Origin of the sequence: Bacillus sp. ILBB4, assembly GCF_035064545.1 — a bacterium.
In the GTDB taxonomy this organism is placed as follows: domain Bacteria; phylum Bacillota; class Bacilli; order Bacillales; family Bacillaceae_H; genus Priestia.
Genome location: NZ_JAIQVD010000003.1, coordinates 398,210 through 423,565, shown reverse-complemented (window position 1 = coordinate 423,565; position 25,356 = coordinate 398,210). Strand labels below are relative to the sequence as shown.

Annotated in this window: 28 protein-coding genes and 2 pseudogenes; 11 read left to right on the top strand and 19 right to left on the bottom strand. The window is 39.0% G+C overall.

Going from position 1 to position 25,356, the window contains the following annotated elements; genetic code table 11:
• Positions 1 to 27: 27 nt before the first annotated feature.
• Entirely contained in the window at positions 28 to 1,749 is a 1,722-nt protein-coding gene (gene cysI / locus LAV82_RS14320; protein WP_013057793.1) for an assimilatory sulfite reductase (NADPH) hemoprotein subunit, read from the bottom strand.
• Between the two features lie 22 nt (positions 1,750 to 1,771).
• The gene (locus LAV82_RS14315; RefSeq protein ID WP_499716307.1) at positions 1,772 to 3,580 is read right to left on the bottom strand and encodes an assimilatory sulfite reductase (NADPH) flavoprotein subunit; all 1,809 of its coding nucleotides are present in this window, start codon (positions 3,578 to 3,580) and stop codon (positions 1,772 to 1,774) included.
• 618 nt (positions 3,581 to 4,198) lie between these two features.
• Between LAV82_RS14315 and LAV82_RS14310 the strand changes: the two genes are divergently transcribed.
• Both LAV82_RS14310 and LAV82_RS14305 read left to right on the top strand, forming a co-directional pair.
• Entirely contained in the window at positions 4,199 to 4,381 is a 183-nt protein-coding gene (locus LAV82_RS14310; protein WP_013057795.1) for a YolD-like family protein, read from the top strand.
• A gap of 25 nt (positions 4,382 to 4,406) precedes the next feature.
• Positions 4,407 to 4,559, top strand: a complete 153-nt coding sequence (locus LAV82_RS14305) for a hypothetical protein (RefSeq protein WP_013057796.1) — start codon at positions 4,407 to 4,409, stop codon at positions 4,557 to 4,559.
• Positions 4,560 to 4,593: 34 nt separating this feature from the next.
• Here LAV82_RS14305 and LAV82_RS14300 read toward each other — a convergent pair whose 3' ends face one another.
• Positions 4,594 to 6,201: an MDR family MFS transporter gene (locus tag LAV82_RS14300; protein ID WP_013057797.1), complete on the bottom strand. Its 1,608-nt coding sequence runs from the start codon at positions 6,199 to 6,201 to the stop codon at positions 4,594 to 4,596.
• Positions 6,202 to 6,223: 22 nt separating this feature from the next.
• Positions 6,224 to 6,676, bottom strand: a complete 453-nt coding sequence (locus LAV82_RS14295) for a MarR family winged helix-turn-helix transcriptional regulator (RefSeq protein WP_211077871.1) — start codon at positions 6,674 to 6,676, stop codon at positions 6,224 to 6,226.
• Positions 6,677 to 6,834: 158 nt separating this feature from the next.
• On the opposite strand from LAV82_RS14295, the gene LAV82_RS14290 reads away from it, so the two are divergent.
• Positions 6,835 to 7,584 carry a MerR family transcriptional regulator gene (locus tag LAV82_RS14290; protein WP_029322737.1) on the top strand — a complete coding sequence of 250 codons (750 nt, stop codon included), beginning with the start codon at positions 6,835 to 6,837 and terminating at the stop codon, positions 7,582 to 7,584.
• Between the two features lie 252 nt (positions 7,585 to 7,836).
• On the opposite strand, the gene LAV82_RS14285 is transcribed toward LAV82_RS14290, so the two are convergent.
• The 4 genes from LAV82_RS14285 to LAV82_RS14270 all read right to left on the bottom strand — a co-directional run bounded on the left by LAV82_RS14285 (position 7,837) and on the right by LAV82_RS14270 (position 9,377).
• The gene (locus LAV82_RS14285; protein WP_211077869.1) at positions 7,837 to 8,370 is read right to left on the bottom strand and encodes a GNAT family N-acetyltransferase; all 534 of its coding nucleotides are present in this window, start codon (positions 8,368 to 8,370) and stop codon (positions 7,837 to 7,839) included.
• Between the two features lie 44 nt (positions 8,371 to 8,414).
• The gene (locus LAV82_RS14280; RefSeq protein WP_013057801.1) at positions 8,415 to 8,786 is read right to left on the bottom strand and encodes a hypothetical protein; all 372 of its coding nucleotides are present in this window, start codon (positions 8,784 to 8,786) and stop codon (positions 8,415 to 8,417) included.
• Between the two features lie 42 nt (positions 8,787 to 8,828).
• Positions 8,829 to 9,020, bottom strand: a complete 192-nt coding sequence (locus LAV82_RS14275) for a hypothetical protein (RefSeq protein WP_098248097.1) — start codon at positions 9,018 to 9,020, stop codon at positions 8,829 to 8,831.
• 84 nt (positions 9,021 to 9,104) lie between these two features.
• Positions 9,105 to 9,377 (bottom strand): hypothetical protein, encoded by a 273-nt coding sequence (locus tag LAV82_RS14270; protein ID WP_013057803.1) that lies wholly within the window; start codon positions 9,375 to 9,377, stop codon positions 9,105 to 9,107.
• Between the two features lie 220 nt (positions 9,378 to 9,597).
• On the opposite strand from LAV82_RS14270, the gene LAV82_RS14265 reads away from it, so the two are divergent.
• Both LAV82_RS14265 and LAV82_RS14260 read left to right on the top strand, forming a co-directional pair.
• Complete coding sequence (locus tag LAV82_RS14265; RefSeq protein WP_013057804.1) at positions 9,598 to 9,831, top strand: hypothetical protein; 234 nt, start codon at positions 9,598 to 9,600, stop codon at positions 9,829 to 9,831.
• Between the two features lie 15 nt (positions 9,832 to 9,846).
• A complete protein-coding gene (locus LAV82_RS14260; protein WP_499716306.1) occupies positions 9,847 to 10,956 on the top strand; it encodes a GerAB/ArcD/ProY family transporter in 1,110 nt (369 codons plus the stop codon).
• A gap of 20 nt (positions 10,957 to 10,976) precedes the next feature.
• Here the strand turns inward: LAV82_RS14260 and LAV82_RS14255 are convergent, their stop codons facing one another.
• A complete protein-coding gene (locus LAV82_RS14255; RefSeq protein WP_499716304.1) occupies positions 10,977 to 11,693 on the bottom strand; it encodes a CPBP family intramembrane glutamic endopeptidase in 717 nt (238 codons plus the stop codon).
• A 219-nt stretch (positions 11,694 to 11,912) separates the two neighbouring features.
• On the opposite strand from LAV82_RS14255, the gene LAV82_RS14250 reads away from it, so the two are divergent.
• Positions 11,913 to 13,100 (top strand): macrolide family glycosyltransferase, encoded by a 1,188-nt coding sequence (locus LAV82_RS14250; protein WP_211077868.1) that lies wholly within the window; start codon positions 11,913 to 11,915, stop codon positions 13,098 to 13,100.
• 128 nt (positions 13,101 to 13,228) lie between these two features.
• On the opposite strand, the pseudogene LAV82_RS14245 reads toward LAV82_RS14250, so the two are convergent.
• Positions 13,229 to 13,333, bottom strand: a pseudogene (locus tag LAV82_RS14245) (DUF6584 family protein); the annotation flags it as partial.
• 94 nt (positions 13,334 to 13,427) lie between these two features.
• Here LAV82_RS14245 and LAV82_RS14240 point away from each other — a divergent pair.
• Positions 13,428 to 13,706, top strand: coding sequence for an RNA polymerase sigma factor (locus tag LAV82_RS14240; RefSeq protein ID WP_499716303.1), 279 nt, complete (start codon positions 13,428 to 13,430; stop codon positions 13,704 to 13,706).
• Between the two features lie 21 nt (positions 13,707 to 13,727).
• Here LAV82_RS14240 and LAV82_RS14235 read toward each other — a convergent pair whose 3' ends face one another.
• The gene (locus tag LAV82_RS14235) at positions 13,728 to 14,045 is read right to left on the bottom strand and encodes a hypothetical protein (RefSeq protein ID WP_013057808.1); all 318 of its coding nucleotides are present in this window, start codon (positions 14,043 to 14,045) and stop codon (positions 13,728 to 13,730) included.
• 206 nt (positions 14,046 to 14,251) lie between these two features.
• Here LAV82_RS14235 and LAV82_RS14230 point away from each other — a divergent pair, with 206 nt between their 5' ends.
• Both LAV82_RS14230 and LAV82_RS14225 read left to right on the top strand, forming a co-directional pair.
• Positions 14,252 to 14,371 (top strand): DUF4023 domain-containing protein, encoded by a 120-nt coding sequence (locus tag LAV82_RS14230; RefSeq protein WP_013057809.1) that lies wholly within the window; start codon positions 14,252 to 14,254, stop codon positions 14,369 to 14,371.
• Positions 14,372 to 14,544: 173 nt separating this feature from the next.
• Positions 14,545 to 15,585 (top strand): annotated as a pseudogene (locus LAV82_RS14225) (alkene reductase); the annotation flags it as partial.
• A gap of 29 nt (positions 15,586 to 15,614) precedes the next feature.
• Here LAV82_RS14225 and LAV82_RS14220 read toward each other — a convergent pair.
• From LAV82_RS14220 to LAV82_RS14205, 4 genes are all read right to left on the bottom strand, one after another.
• Positions 15,615 to 16,337 carry a GDSL-type esterase/lipase family protein gene (locus tag LAV82_RS14220; protein ID WP_499716301.1) on the bottom strand — a complete coding sequence of 241 codons (723 nt, stop codon included), beginning with the start codon at positions 16,335 to 16,337 and terminating at the stop codon, positions 15,615 to 15,617.
• Between the two features lie 245 nt (positions 16,338 to 16,582).
• On the bottom strand, positions 16,583 to 19,621 hold the full coding sequence (locus LAV82_RS14215; protein WP_499716300.1) for an efflux RND transporter permease subunit: 3,039 nt from the start codon (positions 19,619 to 19,621) through the stop codon (positions 16,583 to 16,585).
• Positions 19,622 to 19,771: 150 nt separating this feature from the next.
• Positions 19,772 to 20,191, bottom strand: coding sequence for a DUF6188 family protein (locus LAV82_RS14210; RefSeq protein WP_499716299.1), 420 nt, complete (start codon positions 20,189 to 20,191; stop codon positions 19,772 to 19,774).
• A 33-nt stretch (positions 20,192 to 20,224) separates the two neighbouring features.
• The gene (locus LAV82_RS14205) at positions 20,225 to 20,800 is read right to left on the bottom strand and encodes a TetR/AcrR family transcriptional regulator (RefSeq protein ID WP_499716298.1); all 576 of its coding nucleotides are present in this window, start codon (positions 20,798 to 20,800) and stop codon (positions 20,225 to 20,227) included.
• Between the two features lie 260 nt (positions 20,801 to 21,060).
• On the opposite strand from LAV82_RS14205, the gene LAV82_RS14200 reads away from it, so the two are divergent.
• Positions 21,061 to 21,354: a DUF3817 domain-containing protein gene (locus LAV82_RS14200; protein WP_013083888.1), complete on the top strand. Its 294-nt coding sequence runs from the start codon at positions 21,061 to 21,063 to the stop codon at positions 21,352 to 21,354.
• A gap of 47 nt (positions 21,355 to 21,401) precedes the next feature.
• Here the strand turns inward: LAV82_RS14200 and LAV82_RS14195 are convergent, their stop codons facing one another.
• Together LAV82_RS14195 and hutI are read right to left on the bottom strand one after the other, a co-directional pair.
• Positions 21,402 to 21,776, bottom strand: a complete 375-nt coding sequence (locus LAV82_RS14195; RefSeq protein WP_029322762.1) for a DUF7674 family protein — start codon at positions 21,774 to 21,776, stop codon at positions 21,402 to 21,404.
• 75 nt (positions 21,777 to 21,851) lie between these two features.
• Complete coding sequence (gene hutI, locus LAV82_RS14190; RefSeq protein WP_029322765.1) at positions 21,852 to 23,129, bottom strand: imidazolonepropionase; 1,278 nt, start codon at positions 23,127 to 23,129, stop codon at positions 21,852 to 21,854.
• A gap of 413 nt (positions 23,130 to 23,542) precedes the next feature.
• Here hutI and LAV82_RS14185 point away from each other — a divergent pair, with 413 nt between their 5' ends.
• Positions 23,543 to 23,806 carry a hypothetical protein gene (locus tag LAV82_RS14185; protein WP_013057818.1) on the top strand — a complete coding sequence of 88 codons (264 nt, stop codon included), beginning with the start codon at positions 23,543 to 23,545 and terminating at the stop codon, positions 23,804 to 23,806.
• A 31-nt stretch (positions 23,807 to 23,837) separates the two neighbouring features.
• On the opposite strand, the gene LAV82_RS14180 is transcribed toward LAV82_RS14185, so the two are convergent.
• Both LAV82_RS14180 and LAV82_RS14175 read right to left on the bottom strand, forming a co-directional pair.
• Positions 23,838 to 24,668, bottom strand: coding sequence for an LCP family protein (locus LAV82_RS14180; protein WP_029322768.1), 831 nt, complete (start codon positions 24,666 to 24,668; stop codon positions 23,838 to 23,840).
• Positions 24,669 to 24,801: 133 nt separating this feature from the next.
• Positions 24,802 to 25,344 carry a GNAT family N-acetyltransferase gene (locus LAV82_RS14175; protein WP_211077862.1) on the bottom strand — a complete coding sequence of 181 codons (543 nt, stop codon included), beginning with the start codon at positions 25,342 to 25,344 and terminating at the stop codon, positions 24,802 to 24,804.
• Positions 25,345 to 25,356 lie beyond the last annotated feature (12 nt).

Below are 25,356 nucleotides of genomic sequence, written 5' to 3'. Positions count from 1 at the left end.
AAGTTTAGAAAGGTCCCTTCATACGTATTATGCGTGGAAATTCGTGCCGTCTGTTACAGCTTCGATTACACCAGCGCGGATGACATAGTCACCAAAGTGCTCGCCTTCTTCTCTCTCTTTTGCATAGCGAGGAAGTAAGACGCGCAGTTCGTTTAAGATTTGTTCTTCACTGATATTTTCACGGTACATTTTACTTAAGCGGCTTCCATCAAATGCTGCTCCAAGATACATATTGTATTTGCCCGGTGCTTTACCGATAAAAGCAATTTCACCTAAAGCAGGACGTGCACAGCCGTTAGGACAGCCCGTCATACGAATGGTGATTTCTTTATCGCGAAGGCCGTTTTCATCTACAATTGCTTCAATTTTCTCAAGAAGAACTGGGAGATAACGCTCAGCTTCCGCCATAGCAAGCCCGCAAGTTGGAAGCGATACACAGGCTAATGAGCTGCGGCGCAGAGCCGAATAATGCTTGCCGTCAGTTAGTCCATATTGTTCGATGAGGTCACTAATTTGTTTTTTCTTTTCAGTTGATACGTTCGCGATAATTAAATTTTGATTGGCCGTTAAACGGAAATCACCGCTATGAACTTTTGCAATTTCACGAAGACCCGTCATAAGCTTATAGTCTTCAAAGTCAGCAATACGTCCACCTTGAACAAAAAGAGTAAAGTGCCATTTTCCTTTTACACCTTTTTCCCAGCCGTAGCGGTCGCCGTTATGATCAAAGTGATAAGATTTTGCTTCGTCTAAGCTCCAGCCCAGACGATTTTCAAGCTCTTCTTTTACCGTTTCTAATCCAAGACGATCAACCGTGTATTTAAAACGCGCGTTTTTACGTACAGAGCGGTTTCCATAATCACGTTGAATCGTAATGACTTTTTCAGCTACTTCTAGAATTTGATCAGGTCGACAGAACCCAATCACTTTTGCAAGCTGAGGGTAAGTTGCTTTATCTCCGTGCGTCATACCCATACCGCCGCCGATTGCTACGTTAAACCCAACAAGTTTCTCGTCTTCTAAAATGGCAATAAAGCCAAGGTCTTGTGAATACACGTCAATATCGTTAGACGGTGGAACAGCTACGCCAATTTTGAACTTTCTTGGCAAATAGAGCGGACCATACATTGGTTCCACTTCTTCTTCCACTTCCGGTGTGCTGATCACTTTCTCTTCATCTAGCCAAAGTTCGTGGTACGCTCTTGTACGAGGCAATAAGTAATCACTTAATTTTTTTGACCATTCGAATACTTCAGCGTGCACTTCTGACTGATACGGATTTGGATTGCACATTACGTTACGGTTTACATCTCCGCAAGCTGCAATTGTATCTAATAAAGAAGCATGAATTTCTTGAATCGTTTTCTTCATGTTCCACTTTAAAATTCCGTGCATTTGGAATGCCTGACGAGTTGTCAGCTTTAACGTTCCATTTCCGTATTTTTGTGCTAAATCATCCATCACTAGCCACTGTTCTGGTGTTGAAACACCGCCTGGCGTACGGACGCGAAGCATGAATTGGTAAGCTGGCTCTAGCTTTTGTTTTTGACGTTCATTACGAAGATCTCGGTCATCTTGCAAGTAGCTTCCATGGAACTTCATCAAACGATTATCGTCTTCAGAAATACCTGAGCTGATGCGGTCGAGCATTGTTTCTCCTAATGTACCGCGCAAATAATTACTTTCATCTTTTATGCGCTCAACGTCACTTGGAGGACCTTCGGGCGCTTTTAAAATTTTGTTTACCATGTTGAAAATCTCCTTTCAATCCTCAGTATACATCACGCTGATAACGTTTTTGTTTCTTCATTTCAGCAAGGTAACCTTCCGCCTGTTCACGGCTCATGTTGCCTTCTGTTTCGATAATTTCAACTAGCGTGTTGTGCACGTCGCGTGCCATATTTGTTTTATCTCCGCACACATAAAAAGATGCGCCTTCTTCTAACCATTGGAATAATTCTTTACTATGCTCGAGCATACGGTTTTGTACGTATACTTTTTCTTCAGCATCGCGTGAAAACGCCACGTCCATTTTTGTCAGTACGCCATCTTTTAACCACTTTTGCCATTCTGTTTGGTAAAGGAAGTCTGTTACGAAGTGCTGATCTCCAAAGAACATCCATGACTTGCCTTTTGCCCCTGTTTCTTCACGCTCTTGCATAAATGAGCGGAACGGAGCCACACCTGTACCAGGTCCTACCATAATAATTGGCGTTTCTTGATCTTGAGGAAGCTTAAAGTTTTTATTGCTTTGAAGATATACAGGAATCGTATCGCCTGGCTGCAAACGTTCTGAACATAGGACGGAACAAACACCTTTACGCTCGCGTCCATGCGCTTCGTAGCGTACCGCTCCGATTGTTAGATGAACTTCATCAGGGTTTGCTGATAAGCTGCTTGCAATCGAGTAAAGGCGCGCTGGCATTTTACGTAAAATGGCTACAAACTCTTGTGCCGATACGTTCCATGGGCCGAAGTCACGAACTAAGTCAATCACATCACGGCCTTGTGTGTATGCTTTCAATTCCTCGCGATTTTCTACAAGCGCTTTTAACTTATCGTTTCCAGTAAGCTCAGCTGCTTGCTTTAAAAGCGGCTTTGTTAAAACGGTAATTTCAAAATTAGAGATTAGCGCTTCTCTAAGAGGACGCGTTTCTCCTTCTTTATTAACCGTTACATTTTCACTTGCATCCCACTTGAATTCGTTAAGAAGAAGATCAACAAGCTCCGGGTCATTTTCAGGATAAATACCTAAACTGTCTCCTGGTTCATACGTCAAACCTGAACCTTCTAGAGATAGTTCTAAGTGTCGCGTTTCTTTATTTGATCCGCGGCCGTTTAAGTTTAAGTTCTCAAGCACTTCTGCTTTAAAAGGATTTGTTCTTGAATATGGTGAAGTTCCTGCAGGAGCTTCCGCTGGAACAGCTGCCGAAGCGCTGTGTCCTTTCGCTTCGCTTAATCCGTCAATAACACCTTTAAGCCATTTATTTGCGGGCTCTTCAAAATCTAAATCACAGTCAACGCGCGGATACAGTCTTTCACCGCCAAGTTCTGCTAAGCGCACATCAAATTCTTTTCCTGTTTGACAGAAAAATTCGTATGAGCTGTCTCCAAGCGATAAAACAGAGAAACGGAAGTTCTCAAGTTTTGGCGCTCGACGGCCGTGAAGAAATTCATGGAAAGATAGCGCATTATCAGGCGGCTCTCCTTCTCCGTGTGTACTTACGACAATTAATAAATTTTCAAGTTTCTTTAAATTATTTGGTTTGAAATCATTCATAGAAGATACGGTTACATTAAAGCCTTTTGCTTCAAGCGTTTTGCCTGTATTTTCAGCAAGTCCTTGAGCATTTCCTGTTTGTGATCCATAAAGAATCGTTACGTCTTTTGAAACTGTCTGTTTCGTTTGAGCAGGCGCTGCTGTAGAAACGTCTGGCGTTCCTTCGGCAGACGTAGATTGAGATGCTGTTAAATAACCGCTCAACCACATTTTTTGTGCTTCTGTTAATGTCGGCAGAAGGCGATTAAGCAAATCTGCTTGTTCTTGATTAAAAGGGCTGTTTACTACCTTAAGTTGCAACACTGTCCACCTCACAAAAATATATAATTTAAATATGTATGCTTTTACGAATCATCTTCAACAACATTTAATACCTGTGTCTAATTAATCAATGATGTTTCCCTTCATACATTATTATTCCTATAGATTATATCAAATTTAATTATATAAATCATTAGAAAATTCTTATCAAATTCGTCTACCTGCATTTTATCGGAGAAGAATAAATTAGTAAAATACATATAATTGATAACTAGTATTAAGATCATTAATAATTGAAGCTGTAGTTACGTTTTTTATAAACACAGTTACTTCTATATTTGTTCATTCTACATCCTTCACATGAATATGAATATTTTGTAATTTTTAGAGAAGTTTTGTAGAAACGGTTTTCTTTCTCATCAGAATGTTACATAATAAATGTAACATTAATCCTTTTAAAAAACACTATACGGAAAAGACAGTATATTCTGAAATTTAGGACAGTTTATAGGTGGGCTAGCAACCTTTTATTCGATCTATTCATACACGTTGGAGAATATAAAGGGAAGCTTGCAGTACATACAATTCCCTTTTGCTCATCTCAAATGAAAGGACTGGCTTTTAAATCAGGTAATCTCTTTTAAGGAGGCTTCTCGAATGTTTTTACGAGAATTAACGAAAAGTGGGACGATAACTGTTTCTTACTATAAAGATGGAACGTTGCAAACGTGCAAAGGCCGCGTGCACAACTTAAATCTCCATCAGCAAATTCTATCCGTAAAAGACGAAAATGAAGCCGTTGTTTCCCTTCAGCTTTCTGATATTAAATCCATTCATTAGTATGTAAAATTAAGGAGGAATTACCATGTGGAAAGATAATAAGCAAGCGCTTACAGATTTTGTGTCGGAAGATCGGTTTGAACTGAACTTATATCTAACGTATTTGCTTGATCAAATTTCGTATGACACGTCTAAACAATCTCCTTTTCTTCGTAAGCCTAATGAAACAACTAGTTAATATAGAAAAAAGCGCACAAATTTGTGCGCTTTTTTTAACGTGATGGCTCTACTTCAGCAATGCCTTCTTCTGGTTTTTCTTCGGCTTTTTTATTTGAAAGCTTGATCTGCCTTAAGAACAATGTGCATACCGCTCCTAAAATAATAAAAGCTAAGCCCATGAAAAAGACGCTGTGCAATGCGCTCATTAGCGAGGTCTTCAAAATTGGCACAATGCTGTCTGAAAGGGCAGCTGGGATACTTTTTAGCGCTTGGGGGCTAAACAGCATCTGCAGCACACTTTCAGGATTCGTATCAATCGCTTTTTTAAACCCGTCCGCAAAAGCACTTGCTTGAGCAGGCAATGTGTTTAAATATGGAACGAGTTTGTCAGTAAGAAGCGTACCTGATTTTGCATTCATCACCGCTCCTAAAATGGTAATACCGAACGTTCCTCCAATTGAACGGAAAAATTGACTTGATGATGTAACCACACCGAGCTCTTCTTTTGAAAAGCTCTCTTGAAGAGCAAGTGTTAAAATTGGCATCACAAGACCCATTCCTAAACCGATTATGGCCATATAAGAAGTGGCAACAAGTTTGCTAGTATGAAGGTCTAATGTTGTTAACAAGAAGAACCCTCCTGCCATAATGAGCATACCCGTTACGATTTGAGGCTTGATTCCAACTTTATAAACAAGCTGCCCTCCAATAATACTTGTTACAATCATTGAAATCATCATCGGCGTCATAATGGTACCGGATTCCGAGGCGCTGACTCCAACGATTCCTTGCATAAAGAACGGAACAAACGTAATGGCTCCGAACATGCCGATGCTCATAAAAAAGCCAATGATATTTAAAAGCGTAAACGTTCGGTTCTTAAATAAATACATCGGAAGAATCGGCTCTTTGGCTTTCGTTTCCACAATAATAAAGCTTATGATCCCAACAACAGCCAGTGTAAATAGACTAACAATTTGCCAAGAGTTCCAGTCGTAGTCTTTTCCTCCAAAGCTCAGGGCCAGAAGCAAGCTCACTACTCCGATAACCATTGTGAACATACCCGCTACATCGAATTTCACAGGTCCCGTATGTTTCTTTCCTTGAAGTCCCAGTGCAATAAAAACGGTAGCGAGTATCCCTACCGGCAAGTTGATGTAAAACACCCATTTCCAATTCAGTGAATCAACAATCCATCCGCCAATTTGTGGACCAATGACAGAAGCAAGGCCGTAAATTCCTCCGAATACTCCTTGAAATTTTGCTCGTGCTTTTCCTGTAAATAAATCACCGATTACAATCATTGCCATCGGCATCATAACGCCACCGCCAATTCCTTGTAATGCACGGAATAAAATAAGCTCTGTCATGTTATTTGCCATTCCACATAGAGCAGAAGCGACCATAAAAATAATAAGTCCTGTAACATAAATTACTCTGCGTCCTACTAAATCAGCGAGTTTCCCTGCAATCGGAACAACCGTTGTCGACGTTAATAAATAGGCTGTTGTCAGCCATGTCATCATGCTCAATCCACCAAGATCTCCTACGATTCTTGGCATAGCTGTTCCGACAATGGTTCCATCAAGTGCAGAAAAGAACATCGCAATAATTAACCCAATTAATAAGAGCGTGCGCTTTGAATTTTTTTGATTTTCCATCGTGTGTCTCTCCTCTTTTTTGTTACTGATGCTTATCTTTATAAGAAGCAGCTGACGTTGCAAGCTTTTTCGTAATAGAAGCCATCATAGAAAGCTCTTCTTCTGTTAAATGCAAAAGATAGCGGTCCATAATGGCTTTTCGACCATTCAGCACATCTTCAAGCTTGCGATGCCCAAACTCCGTTAAGGTAATATCAACGACTCGTCTGTCCTCTTTATTATGTTCTCTTACAACAAAATTGTGTTGTTCAAGACGATCTACTAAAAGAGTCACGGCGCTCGGTTTGACATCCATGAGTTCTGCAATTTGAGAAACCTTGCTGCTCCCTACTTTCTTTAAATAAGAAAGAACAAATAATTGCGTAGGAGTCATCTCATGCTCATTTAGGCTCTCCATCATTTCAGGCTGCATTTTTTCAAATAGCACTTGAAGCGATGAACGAATCTCTCCAAGATACTGATTGCTTTTTGTCACATCTATTCCTCCAGGCTTGCTTATTTATTTCATGTTATAAATAGTTAATGCTAATTAAATATAAATGCATATAAACTAAAAGTCAATTATTTCTTTTTTAGTATTGACCCTTACGCTGCGTTATATTTTATAGTAGATTTCAGAAGGGAGATGAAAGAATGAACAGAAAAGTAAAAGAAGTTGCTGACTTAGTAGGAATCAGCGTCCGCACGCTGCATCATTATGATGAAATCGGGCTATTAAAACCTGATGCCGTTAGTGAATCCGGCTACCGGCTTTATTCACCGGCTAATCTCGATATGCTTCAGCAAATATTATTTTTTAAAGAACTTGGCTTCCCTTTAAAACAAATTCACGAGATTATAACAGATCCGACGTTTAATCGCACAGAAGCGTTGATACTGCAAAAAAACATGCTGATTGAAAAACGCAGTCGGCTCGATCAAATGATTGTAACCATTAATAAAACGATTCAATATGAAAAAGGAGCGATTGAAATGAACGAAAAAGAGCGATTTAAAGGACTGGATTTTTCGCATAACCCCTATGAAGAAGAAGCACGGAAGCGCTGGGGAAATCAGCGGGTAGATGAAGCGAATGAAAAAGTACAAAGCTTCTCACAAGAAGAACAGCAGCGCATATCAAACGAATGGGAAAGTATCTACACTCACTTAGCTTCGCTTCGTGATCTGTCACCATCCTCTACAGAAGCTCAAAAAGCTATTGCGACATGGTATCAATTTTTAAATGAGAACTTTGGAACATATTCATTAGAAGCCTTTAAAGGTCTTGGAGAAATGTATGTGCAAGATGAGCGATTTACAACTAACATTGATCGCTATGGAAAAGGATTAGCCAAATTTATGAACGAGGCGATGAGTGTATTTGCGGAAGCTAAAAAACAATAAACAAAAAAAGAGTGAGATATAACTACGTCAATTCAATCTAAAGACGAACCATTGGCATACATGATCTGACCTGCTTGTTCCGCCGCCATTGATTTCCGTCCAAGGCTTCGCGTTCCGCGGGCGCCGCTGAGCCTCCAAAATCGTTAGAAGCATCTGCCTATAGGAAGCCTATGTTCATCACCACAATGAAAATCCGAACGATTCATCGTTCGGATTTTCATTCACTTAATATACTTTTGTCCCAGCCTCTTTTTATAAGTGAAGACCCATAAGCATTGTATTATAGTACACGCCATTTATATAGGTGTCTTTTTCTTTTAATCCTTCTGTTTGAAACCCTAGCTGCTTGTATAAAGAAATAGCTCTTTGGTTATCTTCTCGCGTCACAAGTTCGATTTTTTTTGTTTGTTTATTCGTACGTGCCCATTCAATCAGCTCAATCATTAGCTGTCTGCCTAACCCTAGCCCGCTATAAGATTTCTCTACTACAATACCGAGGATTCCCACATGCTTATTACGCGGGTTTTGAGACGAGGTGATGGATGCAATACTAATGATTTTCTCTTCTTTTTCAGCCACAACTATAAGAGCATTTTGCTCTTGTTTTACAGAAGCTAAAAACAGTTCGTACTCTGAAAGAGGTGTAAGAAACTCACCTTCTCCAAATGAAAGAAAATCGCTTTCTCCTCCTACCCGGTTGTAAAAAGCAATCATTTTCTCTGCGTCTTTCGGTACTGCTTCTCGAATGCTGATGCCTATACCGTTCTTTAATGTACATAAACTCATATATCCATCTTCCTTTTGGTTATTCTTGTTTGCTTAGCCCAATTTTAGCGCTGTTTTTCTCTCCACTGATCTAACCACATGCGATTTCCTAAAGCTGTAAAATCATTTTCGTCGGCGTAGCGTTCAATGACGGAAAGCGCGTTGTCCTCAAGCATTGGTGAATAGCTCATGATTTCTAAAATATGATGTGCAGCCCATAGGTCAATTCGATAAGTAGGATTTGTCAGCAGTGTTGCAAATTCAAACAGCATGCCTGGATAATATAAATGAATGAGCTGCGCAATTTTTTTCATATCTTCTGCAGCTCGATTGCCTTTTTTTACAGATTTTTTATCTCGATAATCGATTTCATAATGAATTTTGGCGCTTTTTTGATAAAGATCAACTAGCGTTTCATACGTACGGTGTTTCCGCATTTCTCATCTTCCTTTGCTTCTAGATTTCCTCGTTTGAAGATGCTATAGTTCATTTTTAGGTTTCATATATTCAAATAAATGCAGCAAAAATATGATACTTCCACCAATACACATCACAAAACTTAACGTAGCAGGATACTTAATAAAGAAACCGACAACACCAAAAATCAGCATAGCAAGCGCTCCTATCATCATAAACAGATGATAAGCCGGTGTATTTTCTTCATTATTCATACATAACTCCTTTTCACTATTTTTTAAGTTATTAAAAAGATATGACACTTCTTTTGGACTATGATCTTTTATTTTGCTGCCGCTTTATTTCTTTAGTTTAGCACGAAGTAACGTGAGAAGGCCTCCTCCAAACATGACGCCACCCACAATTTGATACAGATGTATGTAGCTTTTTATCGTTTCAAGATACAGATCCGTGTCTGCGTTCCCTTGACTTTCTAGCCATTTTTCACCCATGGCCTGCCCTGTTGCAACGCTTTTTAACAAAACGACCAGGCCTCCAAGCATGACAACAGCGGCGATAATAAGCTGCACCTTTTCTTTGTCATCTAGCATTTTTTTGAGCTCATCTGCCATATATATCTCTCCCATCCTTACCTTGTTATGTATCTACTTGTTTGTAATCATGCTGTTTTTTCTATTATAACGCTCAACTTGGTCATTATAACACGGTTTTGCCCTGGCTTTAGTCTTACTTTTCATAAATCAAGCCTTTTTGGATCATACTATATTTGAAACACAGGCGTCTTTAACATCCCTTCATCATTTTTAAAGGGTTACTAATTGAGGTTGATACATGCTTATATTTTTAGGGATTTTTTTACTTTGTGCAGCTGTTTGTTTAGTAGAAATACCTTATTTAAAAAAAGTGAACAGTAAAAAAGAAAAGCAAATTTTTTGGAGTTTGTTCATAGTAAGTATTTTAATTGTTAGTTTAAAATACGGCGGTGTGGAGGTTCCTAACCCCGGGGACGGCATTGCTTTTTTATTAAAACCTTTTAGTGATTTTTTGTTCAGTCTGTTGAAATAAAAGGAAGTGAACAATGTGCATAGTCAGATGAATTTATCCGCAGCACAGTTTCGAATACTCGTCATTTTTTATAGTTTAGGCGACACCATTTTAGTCGTTCCAGGAAGCTTAACGGCTGATTCTAAACAAGAGGCATGGATTCCAGCTATTTTAGGCGTAGGTGTAGGCGTTTTTCTTGTATGGATGTATATCAAACTTTCTAGCCTTTATCCTAATAAAACGCTCATGGAACTAAACGAAGCCATTTTAGGCAAGTGGCTAGGAAAGTTTGTATCTCTTTTATTTGTCGCTTCTACTCTTCTTTTTTGCAGTCAAGTTTTGTTTTACGTGGGCTCGTTTCTAACAACTCGCATTATTATTCAAACACCTATGCTTGCTGTTCATATTTTGTTTATGGGAATTGTGATTGTCGGCGTTCGGCTTGGCATTGAAACGATTGCCCGCTGTGCTGAAATTCTCTTTCCTTGGTTTGTTATTCCGTTCTTAATCTTAGTTTTTTCGATCTTCCCTCAAATTCATTATGAGAATTTGCAGCCTTTGTTAGAGGTAGGCGTTAAACCTATTATCAGATCTATTCTGGTATTTACAAGTATTACTTCTCTCACTTTTATTGTATTGCTAACCGTTTTCCCTGCTCACGTAGCGGAACCAGATCAGCGAAACCGCGCTTTTTTTACGGGAAGCTTAATCGGCGGAGGCATTATGATTATTATCTTATTGCTTGGCATTCTTGTACTTGGAAATACGTATACACGTATTGCTTTATATCCAAGCTATGAGCTTGCAAGACGGATCGAAGTTGCGGATTTTCTGAAAAATATTGAAGTAATTATGGCTATTATGTGGTTTTTATCTCTTTATTTTAAAACGTCTCTCTACTATTATGCGACCGTTTCTGGACTCGCTCAAATTCTTGAATTAAAAAACTACCGAATTTTAACTCTTCCGCTAAGCATTATTGCCGTTACATTTTCACTTATCGTGTATCCAAGCATTCCATATGAACAAACGTGGGACAGAGATACGTGGATTCCGTATAGTCTGTTATTTGGACTATTTTACCCTCTTGGATTATTAATTGTTGGGAAAATTCGCGTAAAGCATTCTGCATCTTTATCCAAATAAAAAAGCCGCTTAAGCGGCTTTTAAAAGAAGACGGTTATACTCACTAATCCATTCCACAGCATATGTAAAATCATAGAGGGAAAAATAGATTTTGTTCGATAATAAATAATGGCAAAGACAAGTCCCATGACGGTAGCTGTAATCGGAAAGCCAATATGTAACAGACCGAATACAATAGCGGAAACGAAAATGCCTACAGACACGTGATGGCGTTTGGTTAAAAAACCACATAAAACACCTCTATAAAGCAGCTCTTCTTTAATAGGCGTAATGACTGCTACACTTATAAAGAATATCCAGCTTGAAAGCAGCGTTTGATTAAAACTGCCTTGGTTTAAATCTTTTTGCTGCTGATTTGCGCTTTCTACGTTTAAAAATGAAAGCATCACGTACTGCACCGCGGCTACAATTAAAAAGCCTACCACAATATATACATACGTTTTTCTTTCTTTTAATACTGAGACGTTCCACATAGGCTTTAAAAATCTGAGCACAGGCCTGTACAGCACCGCAACGCCTAGAAAAAACGCCGCGTCTACCAGCAGGGCATATGGCCCTTCTAATAAAATTCCCGTCATATTTGAACCCGTAACTTCATCGTAAATAGCTACTCCAATTCCGGCTATAATCTGCAGGCCAAAGCCTAACACGATAAATAGAAGCAGCGTGAAGTAAGTAAACTCTTTTTTCTTTTTAGGCTTTAAAACCGGCTCTGAATTTGTTGATAACGTACTCAAAATAGCAACCTCCAAAAATGATTCTTTCTCTCTAGTGCTCTCAAAATTCTACCATAACCTCCGCTTAATGATGTTATTTTTTAGGAAAAAAGTTATATTTTTTCACATTTTATACACAAAGTTAAGGTTTTAAAAGATAAATGCGCTAGCCAAATTAGTTGTCAACTTCCTTATATTTGATTACGCTTGAAGAAATCTTACCGAAAGTGAAGTGAAAAAATGGCAAACATTTTAATGATCAATTTTCCCGCTGAAGGTCACGTAAACCCAACGCTTGGAATGGTAAAAGCTTTTTCAGATCGAGGTGATGCCGTTCATTACATTACGGCCGAGCGTTTTAAAGAGCGTCTTGAAAACGCCGGGGCTATCGTACACACTCACCGGGACTTATTAAGCGGTGTATCCATCAAGCCTGAAACTGCTCAAGGAATCAACGCCTTTTTAAATATCCACATCCAAACGTCTTTAGATACGCTGAAGCTTGTTCATTCATTATCAAAAAAAATTGACTTTGACTTTGTGTTTTACGACAAGTTTGGAGCAGGGGAATTAGTACGTGATTATTTGCGAATTCCCGGGATTGTATCATCTGCTTCTTTTTTAATGCCAAAAGAACGCTTAGCAATGATGCCTCTGCATCCGGATTCAGATGTTCCATTTAAACCTGACGAAAAAGCTCAGTACGGGCTCAGCTTGCTCAAAAATCAGTTTGGCGTAGAACCTAAAAATCTGCTTCAATTTATGAACAATGAAGGCGAATTAACGGTCGTATACACAAGCCGCTTTTTTCAGCCGCTTCATGAACGTTTTGATGAATCCTGTTTATTTATTGGGCCAAGCTTTCCAAAGCGTCACACCTCTCATGATTTTCCGTTAGAAAAGCTAAGAGATGAAAAAGTTCTTTATGTTTCAATGGGAACAGTACTCGACGATGTAGAAGGCTTTTTTAACCTTTGCATCGACGCATTTAGCGACTTTGATGGAAAAGTTGTGATTGCAGCAGGAGACCGGGCTGATTTTAAAAAGATAAGAAAAGCACCAGAGCATTTTATTATTTCGCCCTATGTTCCTCAGCTTGACGTGTTAAAAGAAGCTGACGTTTTTATCACGCACGGAGGCATGAACAGTGTAAATGAAGCTATTCATTTTAACGTACCGTTAGTCGTTTTACCTCACGGAAAAGATCAGCCGCTCGTTGCTCAAAGGCTCGTGGAGCTAAACGCCGGGTATCGCTTAGCAAAAGAAACGGTAAATGCCTCGCTTTTAAGGAGTGCCGTTGACGAAGTCATACATGACGACCGCTACAAGAAAGGGATAAAAGAAATCAACGTAAGTTTCGAACAGGCAGCTGGACCCGCCGCTGCAGCCGAAAAAATTGTAAATCACGTAGTGAAGCAGCATTCATAAAGAAAAGGTGCACATCTGTGCACCTTTTCTTCATGAAAACAGCCATGTACAAACTGTATATACGCCAATGATTAGTAAACTGACGACTGTAAGGAAAATCAATGCACATCCAGCTACAATAAGTTTATCAGCTCATTTGGATACGTAACGAGCAAACTGTGCAGGCGGTCTCTCACTTTCCCCAAGTTCCCTTGTTCGATATCTCGTTGAATATTTTGCCTTGTTTTTTTGATACTACATCGCTCATAAGCCTCTCCTTTTTAGGTGTTTATACTCATCTTAACGAGGGTACAATGAACTATAATTGATTTTCGAAGGGGCTCGGTTATGAACAATGATCTTTTACTCATTCAAGAGATAAAAATCCGAAAGAAAGAAGCACTTCATCAGCTTTACAATCGATATGAATCGCTTTTGTATCGTCTTGTCTATTCAGCAGTAAAAGATCCACATGCTTGCGAAAGCATCTTAACAGAGCTATTCAAAGAAATTTGGCATTCCCCTGATCTTTTGGTCAAAGAACGTACGCTTTCTCTTTCCTTGTGCAAGCAGGGTGTAAAAAATATAAAAAAGCACAGCCAGCACTCGGAGAGGATATCGTGGTAAATCATTTGTTTGCTGTACATACTATGAATACAAATCCATATGACTAAAATAATCGAAAATATGATTTAAATCTGTAATCTTTATGCTATGAGTGCTGTAAGCAACGATTATTTCAGCCAGCATAAGAACGAATAAAATGGCCAAAAGCACCTTAACAAGCGGAAATTGTCGGAACTGAGGAGAAAAAAGCAGTTTACTGACTGTATACAAAAACAGCAGGATAAAGTAGATCATCATGGCATTTGTCGCTTGAAGGGGCACATTCCAGACAAATATGTACACGCTGAATGTCAAAATCAAAATAAACGACATTTCTTTCCCGCTAAAAAAATCACTCATTGCGTAACACCTTTTCTTGTTCATGAATGAATAAGAAATTATAAACTCACGAAACATTAACGTTATTTTTACAACAGTATACACGATTTTCCTGTTGATTTCTATATACCAGTGCACATATGAAGTTGCTTTTAACGGATTCGCGTCATGTTTTTACGTGCAATGGGTTATAGTAACAGGGAAAGTTCATAAAGGAGGTTTGGATAATGGAAAACACAAATGAATTTGTTCAAAAACTGAATGACAATCAAGAAAAGCAGCGTAAAAACAAGCAGGGTCAAGCTACTGGGCATCCTGAAAAAAAACTTCCTAACAAACAGCATTAATGTTGTAAAAGTTGGCTGTAAAGACAGCCGGCTTTTTTTTTCTGAACTTTTTCGGAAGTCGAAATGTTTGAAGATAAAACAAATCCCCTGTTACAATAAACTGAACCCGCTGCAAAACGTTCGCAGCTATACTTTCCTCTTAAGGAGCTGAATATAAAATGAGTAAATTTGAAAAACTATTCCAACCAACAAACATTGAAGCATTTGATTTACACACTCGTACAGCAATGGCACCGATGACAAGATGCTTTGCTGATCCAGAGACAGGCGTAGTCGGTCAAGACGTTGTAGACTATTACAGCCGCCGCGCAAAGGATGGTATTGGCTTAATTATTAGTGAAGGAATTGTTATCAGCGAACGCGCAAAAGGAAATCCTGGCGTTCCGGGTATCTATACCCAAGAACAAATTGATTCATGGAAGCCTGTAACAGAAGCTGTTCATGAAGAAGGCGGCACGATTATCGCTCAAATTTGGCACGTTGGCCGCTTGAGTCATTCCGGGTTAATCAATGGACATAAGCCTCAGGCCCCTTCCGCTATTGCAGCACAAGGCCAAGTGCCTCGTTTCCGCAAGCCCTACGAAGAGCCTGAAGAAATGTCAAAAGAAGATATTAAAGAAGTTGTAGAACAGTACGCCCAAGCCGCTAAAAATGCCATTGAAGCAGGATTTGATGGCGTTGAAATTCACGGTGCTCACGGCTATTTAATCGATCAGTTTAATTCAGACTGGTCTAATAAACGCACTGATGAATACGGAGGCGACCTTGCACAGCGATTAACGTTTATGAAAGAAGTGATTTCGGCTGTTATCGACGCCATTGGAAAAGAGCGCGTTGTGATTCGTTTCTCTCCTCATAAGCTTGATAAACCAGACTACCGCTGGGATGATACTGAAAAAGCTATTCAAACGTATACAGAAGCGTTTAAAGAAACAGGAATTGAGATCATTCATCCATCTATGCTGGATTTTTATGAAGATGTTCAAAACGGTCAAAATCTTTATGAAATTACGCGTAAGTACTGGGATGGACCGATTATCGGCGTAGGTGACTTAACGCCTGAATCAGCTGAAAAAGCGCTGCAAGCCGGCTGGATCGACGTAGCTGCTATTGGCCGCCCGCTTATTTCAAATCCTGATTATTTACAGCGCATCAAAAACGGAGATGCTCTTGTCGAATACGATGCTAAAAAACATTTACCAGAGCTTATCTAAAAAAAAGCGCTCCTTTCGGAGCGCTTTTTTTATTGATTTACGTATGCCTGAACCTCTTTTTTCCAAATAGCATAGCCTTGGCCTTTTAAATGAAGACCATCAACCGTGAAATTACTTTTTAACTGATTATGTGTAGATACTTTCGAATACAGGTCAATGTAAGAATCGTTGTGTTTCTTAGCTAGACGCTTTAAATAGTTATTTAATGCGATAACATCTTTATTGTCCACTGCGTCGCCGCATTTTTTATTGTTCACGGGCAGTACACTTTGAATATAGACTTTTGTATTGGGTGATTCTTTATGAATACGTTCAAGAATTTCAGCGTAATTGGCTTTGGTTTTTTTTACAGATTTTTGCTCATTTAAATCGTTAATGCCAATCATTAAGAAAATCTTTTTTGGCTTAGCATCTGTAATACTTTTTAGACGATGCAATACCCCTTCTGTTGTATCATCGGCTACGCCTCGATTGACAATCTGCTTATTATGAAAAAGTTCGCTCCATTCAGAGCGCTGGGTAATGCTATCACCGAGAAATACGATTGACTCTTTAGGAATACTTAATTGCTTGAACAAAGTGGTCCGTTCAATGTAATAAGGATTATCTCTATAGCTTTGCTTAGACGAATCCTTAGATGACAGCGGATTTTTCATCGCGCTGCTGCTTGTTGCATAAAAAGCAAAAACACCTATGAAAAGGACATTTAAGATAAGGGAACTGATAAATACAACTTTCTTTGTTGAACTCACGAAAACGACACTCCTGTACTTTGTATGTTTTTTAGATAACTCTACGATGATATAGTAAAGCTTCCTGTTAACACTCTTTCCCTCCATACAAGACATTTAATCATTTTTTGTAAATAATGACTTTACATAAAAAAGAAGCGGCGCTTGAAAGCGCCGCTTCTTTTTCTATAATATAAGGGGTTAAAACGTACTTTTATTATAACATATAGTCTATGGTCATATTTTCCTCTATTAGAAAATAGTTCTTATGTCGTTTCTTTTTCCAGCTGTTTTTCTCTTTTCACTTGCTTTGCGAAGAAGAGTTCGTATACCACTGGAATAATAATTAAGGTAAGAAGGGTAGATGACGCAAGCCCTCCGATCACCGTGATAGCTAAGCCTTTTGAAATCAGCGTTCCGCTTGATGTAGTAAGCGCCAGCGGAATTAATGCAGCAATGGTAGCAAACGCCGTCATTAAAATTGGACGCAAGCGCGTTTTCCCAGCTTCAATAAGGGATTGGCGGATCGTCATGCCTTTTTGTTCACGATTTTGGGTAATTCGATCTACAAGTACAATCGCGTTTGTTGTAACAATTCCAATCAGCATTAAGAATCCAATCATGACGCTGACGGACAGCGGTTCTTTTGCAAGTACTAGACCAACTAACGAACCGATTGGCACAAAAATGAGTGACGATAAAATGATAAATGGAATACGCGCTTTTCCAAACGTAACGAGCATCGTTAAATACACAAGGCCGATTGCCGTTAAAATAGCTAGACCTAGAGATTGGAAGACTTCCACTGTCTCGTCGCTTCCGCCTCCACCGTCCAAGCTCACATCTTTTGGCAAGTCTAACTTTTTCACTCCATCTACAACATCTTTGGTCACAGCTTGAACATCATCGCCTTTAATATCTGCTTCCACTCGCGCAAATACTTTGCCGTCAAGCTTTTGAATAGAAGTGAACGTATCAATTGTACGAACGTCAGCAATATCTTTTACTAACACAGGCCCTCGTTCTGTAAATACTTGAAGATCTTTAATTTCTTTTACTGAACTAAGGTCTTTATCGTACGAAAGCTGAACCGCTCGTTTTGTATTATCTAATTTTAAGTCTCCAACGGATACTGGTTTGGTTTGGTCTGAGATTGTACCAAGCAGCTGAAATCCAGATACTCCGTACTCTGCGGCTTTATCAGGATCTACTTCTACTACAAGCTGCTTTTGCTTATCTGAGAAGTTATTTGTTACATATTTAAGACGTTTGTCTTTGTTTAAGTGGTTTTCCACTTGCTTAGCTGCCTTTTGCAAGTCATTTAAATTAGAAGAATATAAATCAACCGTTACGTTATTATTTGTAGGAGGCCCTCCTGTTGATGCTTCTTGTACATTAACTGTTGCTTTAGGCGATTCTTCTTTCGTGATGCTTTCCATTTTCTTTTGAACTTTATCAATAAACGTATCGACATTCACGCCTTCTTTTACGTTCAAGAAATAGCCAACTTGGTTTGGGCGTTTTACACCTGTTGAAAAGTCGCGTGATCCAACTTCCGTAGTCACATCTGAAATTTCATTTTGATTCGCAAACATCTTTTCAATTTTTAAAGATACATCGTTTGTTTTTTCAAGTGATGTAGATGCTGGTAATTGAACGTTGGCCTGAAGCATTTTTTGTTCTTCATTTGGAATAAACGTAAAGCCAAGTGAAGGAACAAGTGCAAATGAGCCAAACAGTAAAATAAAGGATAAAATTAAAATTTTGATTTTATGATTAAGCGACCATGCAATCGCTTTTGCATATCCGCGCTGCAGCTTTCCTTCTTTTTCTTCAGGCGGGACTTTTTTAAATGCAAACTTTGCTAGAATCGGCACGATTGTAATCGCTACAAGAAGAGATGCTAACAGTGAAAAAACAACTGTTAAGGCAAACGGCAAGAAGAACTCTCCTGTAATTCCTCCTACAAAGCCGATTGGCAAGAATACGACAACCGTTGTAATGGTAGACGAGGTAATGGCTTTTAAAATCTCTTTTGTGGACGATTCGACAAGCCCGTTGCTCATGCCTTCTTCTGAACGGCGAACGCGTCTAAAAATATTTTCAATCACAACAATACTGTCATCCACTACGCGCCCAACGGCTACAGCCATTCCGCCTAGTGTCATAATGTTAAGTGAAATATCAAGCTGGTTTAAGAAAATAGCTGATACTAACAGCGATAATGGAATCGATATAATGGCAATGATTGTAGCGCGGAAGTTACGCAAGAAAATCAGCACGGCAAGTGACGCAAATAATGCTCCGAGCAATCCTTCGCGCACTAATGTTTCAACAGACTTTTCAATGCCGTCAGCTGAGTCAAAGCCGATTGCGTAGTCTAACTGATCGTCATATTTTTTCAAAATTTTCATCGTTTCGCTCGCCACTTCAACTGTATTAGCATCTTGTTTTTTTGTGATGGCCATCGACAGTGCATCTTTGCCGTCATAGCGTGTATATTCGCCTTGTTCTGTTACGGCTTCGACTTTGGCAATATCGCCAAGCTTCACAGGCTTTGCTTCAGGATTCATCGTAGATTTCAGCTGGATTTTCTTTAATGCATCGATCGTCGCAACTTTTTCTTCTACTCGCACTGGAATTTGAAGCTCTTTTCCGTTTAATGTTCCTGCTGGGAATGAAACAGCTTTTTGATTAATTTGTTCTTTCATCCCATCAAGCGTTAAGCCAGCTTGAGCTGCTTTTTCTTTATCGACCGTAATTTGTAAAAGGTCCTCTTTCACGCCGCCAACTGAGACGGAGTTAATACCTTGAATTTTATTCAATTCAGGAATCACTTCATCGTTTAATACTTTTTCAAGATTTGCATCATCTTTCGCAAACAGTGAAATGTTGAAAATCGGGAATGAACCAAATGAAAAACGGTTTACGTCTACATTTGATGACTCTGGTAAATCTAATTCTTTTATCGACGAGTTAATTTGCTGTTCAATTTTATCTAAATCCGTATTAAAAGGGAATTCTAAATTAATAATACCGACGTTTTCATACGATACGCTTTGTACGCTTTTAACGCCTTCAATTCCTTTCACTTGGTCTTCGATTTTCGACGTGACGCTTTCATTTACGTCATCAGGAGAAGCCCCTGGATACGTTGCTTCAATGGACAGCTGCGGAAATTCGATATTCGGCAGTAAATCAATTTTTAGTTTTGAAAATGAATATAGCCCCGCTAAAATAAGTAAAAATGAAACGATAAACACAGCTACCGCATTTTTTAAACTAAATCTCGTCAAAAAATTCATCTTTTTCCTCCGTTACGTAACTAAGTTATTTGAAAAGCCTTCATCCTTTAATAGCTGCAGACCCGTTTTATTTTTTTTAACAATTTTAGAGTACCCGCGGGTCAGTTTTTCGTAAAAAAACTCACCTCCTTTCATGTGCTGATGAGCTGTCTATACAAACTGAAATTTGATGGTCGCACGCTCCCCCTGGCAGGGAGATAAAAGAAAAGCCGTCTTGACCATATAAATCCCAACCTTCAAAAAAGAGCTGTCGTGAAACATATCTAGCGCATACCCATTAGAAAATGTAATTCGAAGTATACCGATATCTTCATACCACTGTATAGAGATAATGTGCTGGCCAAGCAGCAGTGCTTCGACTTGCTGACGCTGCTCGGCAGAATGTAGCGATTTCCAGTCCGCTTGACCAAGCAAGATGCTGCGTTTGTTTTTTAGTCTCCATGGACATTCTGCCACAAGTCCACCTTTACTAAATCCAAGAGAAAACGGCAGGGTATTGTCTGTGTTAACCTTGGTAACGGTTTGTTCTTGAAAATATGAAAAATTAATTACTGTGCTGCTGGTATTCATCATATCCCTCCATTATCAACCAGTACCGACGAGTCATTTTTGGGTCTCAAAATAGCAGCCTTCAATGTATAAGTTCACAATGAACTCCGCATAGTTCGTGATATCTTCTTCTGTTATATCATCATCGGAAACGATATCCATCCTATACCCATTTAACATACTGCAAAACGCTTTTGAGTGTAAGAAAGCATTTTTTATTTTCTCCTCTTCAATCAATTTAGCAACAAGCCCGTGATAATCCTCAAAAAATTGATGAAGACGACCCATCATTTCTGGCATTTGGTGAGGGGCTTGCCAAAAAGAGTCCGGATATTTTTTAGTTTCGTAAAAAAAGAGCAGGTGATGCTTCGCAATTGAATACAGCTTTTCATGAAACGTTTGGCATTCATCCGTTCTTCGCTTTGCATGATACAAAAACTCATCAAACGAACGATTGTTCACAGCGATATAAAGCGACTCTTTAGACGAAAAGTACAAGTAAAGCGTTCCTTTAGATACACCCGCTAGTTTAGCAATATCAATCATTTTTGCTTCATAGTAGCCTTTGGATCCGAACACTTCAAAAGCAGCACCTAAAATTTTCTCTCTCTGCTGTTCTCGGTTTGTCATGGTAAAAAATCCTCTCATACGTTTTCGATACTATACATATAAAATAATTAAAATAACTTGTCAACACGTAGTGTGCTCTTTTATCCCTTGCATCACAAGAGTATGTCAGTTTTTCAAACAAAATACTTCTATAAAGCAAATTAAAGCGTTTTCGACTTTTTTGTGACAGATACAAATGATGCTTGTATATGAAGAGCTCGCTATGGTACATTTTTGTCATTGATACAGAAATTTATTCCGTCGTTACGGGAGGAGAAAACATGGTTCTTACATCACCAATCGGTCGCCTGCGTTTAGTAGGAATTTTAGAAGGAATTTCATTTTTACTGCTGCTTGGCATTGCTATGCCGCTAAAATATGCAGCAGGCATACCCGAAGCTGTATCAGTTGTAGGCGCAGCACACGGTGCACTTTTTGTGCTGTACGCTCTTGCAGTCGTTCATGTGAAATTCGCGCATAAATGGTCAATCGGCCGCTCTTTATTTGCATTTCTTATGTCGGTTATTCCATTTGGTCCTTTTATTTTAGAGAGACAGTTGAAAAAAGAACAGTAAAAGAAAAGAACGTCACGGACATCATGTTTCCATGACGTTCTTTTTCCTTACTGTTCAGCACTGTTTTCGCTAAAATGGTCAATCGTTTTCCACCACTTCAGTGAGTGAGGTTTTAATAGCATTCCAATTTCTTCTGGGCTAATTTGCTGATCTATAATCATTTCATGCATTGCTTGAAAGAGTCCCGTTGTAACAGCTTCTTTCACATCAGCTTCACCTTCTATATACAGCTGTTCAATCGCTTCAAATACGTCCGGTTCACGCTGGAGCTGGCCGTTATATTCAAGAGAGATTAAATGACCCGCAACACGGCTTAATTCATGCTGCAGCTCGTCTTTATCGTTGAGGTCCACTTCTTCGCTTGGCTCAAAAGATGGGCAAGCTTCTTTTAGTAATGGAATAACATTTTGTTTTGTAATCATATCTAAATTCCCTGCCTTTGCATGTGTGACAAATTCTCTATTCTTTACCCTTTTCTCTTTTTCTATAAACTTGTTTTACAAAACTTTTCCGTTTTCTACAACTACTTCTCCTTTTTTTACTACGCAGTCAATATGATTTAAGCCATACTGATATTGAAGGGTTCGATAACTAGAGACATTAAAAATCGCTAGGTCAGCCTGTTTTCCGGCTTCAATACTCCCAATCTTATCTCCTTGATTAATAGCATGAGCTGCGTTAAGAGTTGTGGCTACAAGCACTTCTTCAGGACTCATGTTCATATTCATACATGCCAGGTTCATCACAAATTGCTGTGAAGTCGTTGGAGATGAACCTGGATTGCAGTCTGTAGAAAGAGTAACCGGAACTCCTAAATCGATCATTTTTCTAGCATCTGGCCATTTCATTCCAACAAATAAGGAATTCCCGGGTAAAAGTGTGGCTACGATCCGTTTTTCAGCCAGTTTCTTTAATCCTTCATCAGAAGCATACAAAAGATAATCTGCTGATATCGCTCCTACCTCTGCTGCGAGCTCCGCTCCTCTGCAGTATTCAAAGGGGTCGGCATGTATTTTAGGAAGCATGCCATATCTTTTCCCGGCTTCGAGTATTTCTTGACATTGTTTGAATGAAAAAGCATTTGGAAGACATACAGCATCATTAAATGCTGCAAGGTTATAAGAAGAAATTTGAGGAATCATTTCGTGAATAAGTAAATTGACGTATTTCTGCGTATCTTTTTTATATACAAGAGGTACGACGTGTGCGCCTAAAAAGGTACTTACTACATCAACTGCATGCGTATCATTCAGCATTTTAGCGATTTGCAGCTGCTTTAGTTCTGTTTCTAGTTCTAAGCCATACCCGCTTTTAACTTCTATAGTTGTGACTCCGTGAGCTAGAAAAGACGTAAGACGCTCATAGCTCTGCTGATAAATCCGGTACGCATACTCTTCCTGTGTTTGAACGACAGTGGAGTGAATACCTCCACCTTCTTCTAATAAATCCAAGTAAGAAGTTGGCCTTTCAAACCGCCTATAAAATTCTTCTTCACGCGAGCCAGCGTACACAGCGTGTGTATGGGGATCAATCAGACCCGGAGTCACAATTTTATGAGAAGCATCAATAATCGTTGCGTCATTTCTTTCCCTTTCATATTTTTGTTCTAGCTCTTTTGTTGTACCTACGGTCACAATTTGATCTCCTTCTATCCAGACTGAGCCATTTTCAATCACCGTCAAGTTCCTCATTTCTTTTCCAGCTAAAGGACCTTTATTTTCTTTGGCCGTTACAACTTGCGAAGCATTTTTAATCCATAGCGCTTTTTTTGACATCGTTGAATTTCCCCCTTTTCTAGCATGTACCACGTTTTGGGGCCTCATGTTTACCGTAAACTCATTTAGATTCACCTACACATTTCGCACCTCTGCCTTCTTTCTTGTAGGTAGAAATTTGAAAAAGCATGTCCATGGTCTGAAAAGCGTGTTTTTAAGTCTTTAAAGCTAGATAACTTATATTTTTTTCAATTATATACGCTTTTAGACCCTCCTTTTCTCCGTTTTCTTACTTATCGACTCTCGTTTTATACAAATATATCCTTATATACTAAATCTTTTATCACATGTATTTTATAAACATCACGGCGAGTTCCCCTCAACAGGATAAATAATAGATTTCTAGGAATAGAACGTTTATAATATTCTTTGAAGTTTTACTTTTAGAAAGATTCACTAATGGAGGAAGAAATATGATTGTCAACTATAAAAACCAAGCAACCGGTCATCGCATGAATAACGGCTGGAATCTTTTCTACGCGTCAAACTTAACGATGTGGCGCAAAGATGAAAAGTATTTGCTTTTAGATGAAAACCAAGATGTAGTGATGATCTTTGGCTTTAAAAAAGACGAAATCATTCTAGATAAATTGCAAACGTGGGGCTATACATTTGGTGTCCATCCAGAGAAAAAACAAATTTCCTGCTTGCAGCGTCAAGAAGAAATTGGTGAATAAAAAGAGGGCTGAATTTTTTCAGCCCTCTTTTTTATTCATTGGTTTGTTGAAACATAGCGCTCAGCTGTTTTTTTTCAGATGGTTTGACAACATAATACCATGTACCATCTACCATTTGCCCTTCTCCTTTTACCGTTACCGTTTCGAAATCAGGCCGGCCATTCTTAATGATGTTATACATCGTAAATGCATCGCTGACATCAATATTCGTTCGAATATGCTTTTTTACAAGCGTGAGGAGACTTGGAATGTTTTTCACCGTTGACATGTTCATTCCTTTATCTAATAGAGCTTCCACTACTTGGCGCTGGCGATTATTTCTTCCTAAATCTCCTTTTGGATCTTCGTGTCTCATCCTCACATAAGCAAGAGCTTTTTCGCCGTTCAACGCATTTTCTCCTTCAGGAAAGATAAATGAATCAAACACAAAAGGAAACGGGTTCTTAACGTTCACTCCGCCAAGTTCATCTACTACATCTTTAAAGCCTTCCATATTTACTTTCACATAATAATCGACATCGATATCTAAGAATTTCTCAACCGTGCGCACGGTTAAAGGAATCCCTCCGTATCGATAAGCATGATTAATTTTCTCATCCGTTCCTTTTCCATCAATGTGCACGCGTGTATCTCTAGGGATCGGCATAACTTTTGCTTTATTGTGGCTCGTATCTAAGTTGACCACCATTAATACATCTGAGCGGCCTGTATCTCCCGGCCTTTCATCTACGCCCATCACCAGTACATTAAACGAGTGAGACTGCTCTTTAGCAGATGTTTGCTGTTGATAGGCAATTCCAAATCCAGCGGTTCCTAAAAGCAAAATACATGCCGCTAAGATCCCTATTTTGTATTTTTTCATTCATATGGTCTCCTTTACACATCACTTACTCTCTATATGCCTTAATGAATGAAAATTTATACCTTTTTAGAGAAATTTAAGCACATGTCAAAAAAGCCTGCTTGTTGAGAAGCTGGCTTTTCACTAGTAGATTTTAGCTTGATTTTTGATGCACATCACGCTGTGCCCATTCACTGTCTAACATACTCATTTCAATTAAGCTCCAGTACTGTCCATCTACAAGCCGGACATCTCGAAGAAGGCCTTCGCGTGTAAAGCCAATTCGTTCATAGGACTGAATCGCCCGCTCGTTAAAATCAAAGACGCCGAGCGAAATTCGGTGAAGACCCAGTTCTTCAAAACCGAAAGCTAACACTTTTTCAAACATGTGCGAGCAAAGCCCTTTTCCTCTATACTTTTCACCAAGCAGTACTCGGCCAATTCTTCCTGTTTTATGATAATAATCAATATGAGCAAGAGAAATATGCCCAATAAGCTGTTCATTTTCATCTATGACGGAAAAAGCATAGGTAGAAGCACCATCTTCATTTGCATATCGAATGTAGTGTTTTAACTGTCTAGGAGTAAGCGGAAAAGAAAAGCTAGAGCCGCTCCATTGCACCATAAATGACTCGGAGGGAATCCAATCCATTAGCTGTTTAAAGTCTTTTTTGGAGAACGGTCGTAGAGCTATCACATAATTCTCCCC

Coding starts and splice junctions, on each gene's coding strand:
- cysI (WP_013057793.1), bottom strand. CDS start 1,749: ATGGTAAACAAAATTTTAAAAGCGCCCGAAGGTCCTCCAAGTGACGTT.
- LAV82_RS14310 (WP_013057795.1), top strand. CDS start 4,199: ATGTTTTTACGAGAATTAACGAAAAGTGGGACGATAACTGTTTCTTAC.
- LAV82_RS14305 (WP_013057796.1), top strand. CDS start 4,407: ATGTGGAAAGATAATAAGCAAGCGCTTACAGATTTTGTGTCGGAAGAT.
- LAV82_RS14300 (WP_013057797.1), bottom strand. CDS start 6,201: ATGGAAAATCAAAAAAATTCAAAGCGCACGCTCTTATTAATTGGGTTA.
- LAV82_RS14290 (WP_029322737.1), top strand. CDS start 6,835: ATGAACAGAAAAGTAAAAGAAGTTGCTGACTTAGTAGGAATCAGCGTC.
- LAV82_RS14285 (WP_211077869.1), bottom strand. CDS start 8,370: ATGAGTTTATGTACATTAAAGAACGGTATAGGCATCAGCATTCGAGAA.
- LAV82_RS14280 (WP_013057801.1), bottom strand. CDS start 8,786: ATGCGGAAACACCGTACGTATGAAACGCTAGTTGATCTTTATCAAAAA.
- LAV82_RS14275 (WP_098248097.1), bottom strand. CDS start 9,020: ATGAATAATGAAGAAAATACACCGGCTTATCATCTGTTTATGATGATA.
- LAV82_RS14270 (WP_013057803.1), bottom strand. CDS start 9,377: ATGGCAGATGAGCTCAAAAAAATGCTAGATGACAAAGAAAAGGTGCAG.
- LAV82_RS14265 (WP_013057804.1), top strand. CDS start 9,598: ATGCTTATATTTTTAGGGATTTTTTTACTTTGTGCAGCTGTTTGTTTA.
- LAV82_RS14250 (WP_211077868.1), top strand. CDS start 11,913: ATGGCAAACATTTTAATGATCAATTTTCCCGCTGAAGGTCACGTAAAC.
- LAV82_RS14240 (WP_499716303.1), top strand. CDS start 13,428: ATGAACAATGATCTTTTACTCATTCAAGAGATAAAAATCCGAAAGAAA.
- LAV82_RS14235 (WP_013057808.1), bottom strand. CDS start 14,045: ATGAGTGATTTTTTTAGCGGGAAAGAAATGTCGTTTATTTTGATTTTG.
- LAV82_RS14230 (WP_013057809.1), top strand. CDS start 14,252: ATGGAAAACACAAATGAATTTGTTCAAAAACTGAATGACAATCAAGAA.
- LAV82_RS14215 (WP_499716300.1), bottom strand. CDS start 19,621: ATGAATTTTTTGACGAGATTTAGTTTAAAAAATGCGGTAGCTGTGTTT.
- LAV82_RS14210 (WP_499716299.1), bottom strand. CDS start 20,191: ATGAATACCAGCAGCACAGTAATTAATTTTTCATATTTTCAAGAACAA.
- LAV82_RS14205 (WP_499716298.1), bottom strand. CDS start 20,800: ATGACAAACCGAGAACAGCAGAGAGAGAAAATTTTAGGTGCTGCTTTT.
- LAV82_RS14200 (WP_013083888.1), top strand. CDS start 21,061: ATGGTTCTTACATCACCAATCGGTCGCCTGCGTTTAGTAGGAATTTTA.
- LAV82_RS14195 (WP_029322762.1), bottom strand. CDS start 21,776: ATGATTACAAAACAAAATGTTATTCCATTACTAAAAGAAGCTTGCCCA.
- hutI (WP_029322765.1), bottom strand. CDS start 23,129: ATGTCAAAAAAAGCGCTATGGATTAAAAATGCTTCGCAAGTTGTAACG.
- LAV82_RS14185 (WP_013057818.1), top strand. CDS start 23,543: ATGATTGTCAACTATAAAAACCAAGCAACCGGTCATCGCATGAATAAC.
- LAV82_RS14180 (WP_029322768.1), bottom strand. CDS start 24,668: ATGAAAAAATACAAAATAGGGATCTTAGCGGCATGTATTTTGCTTTTA.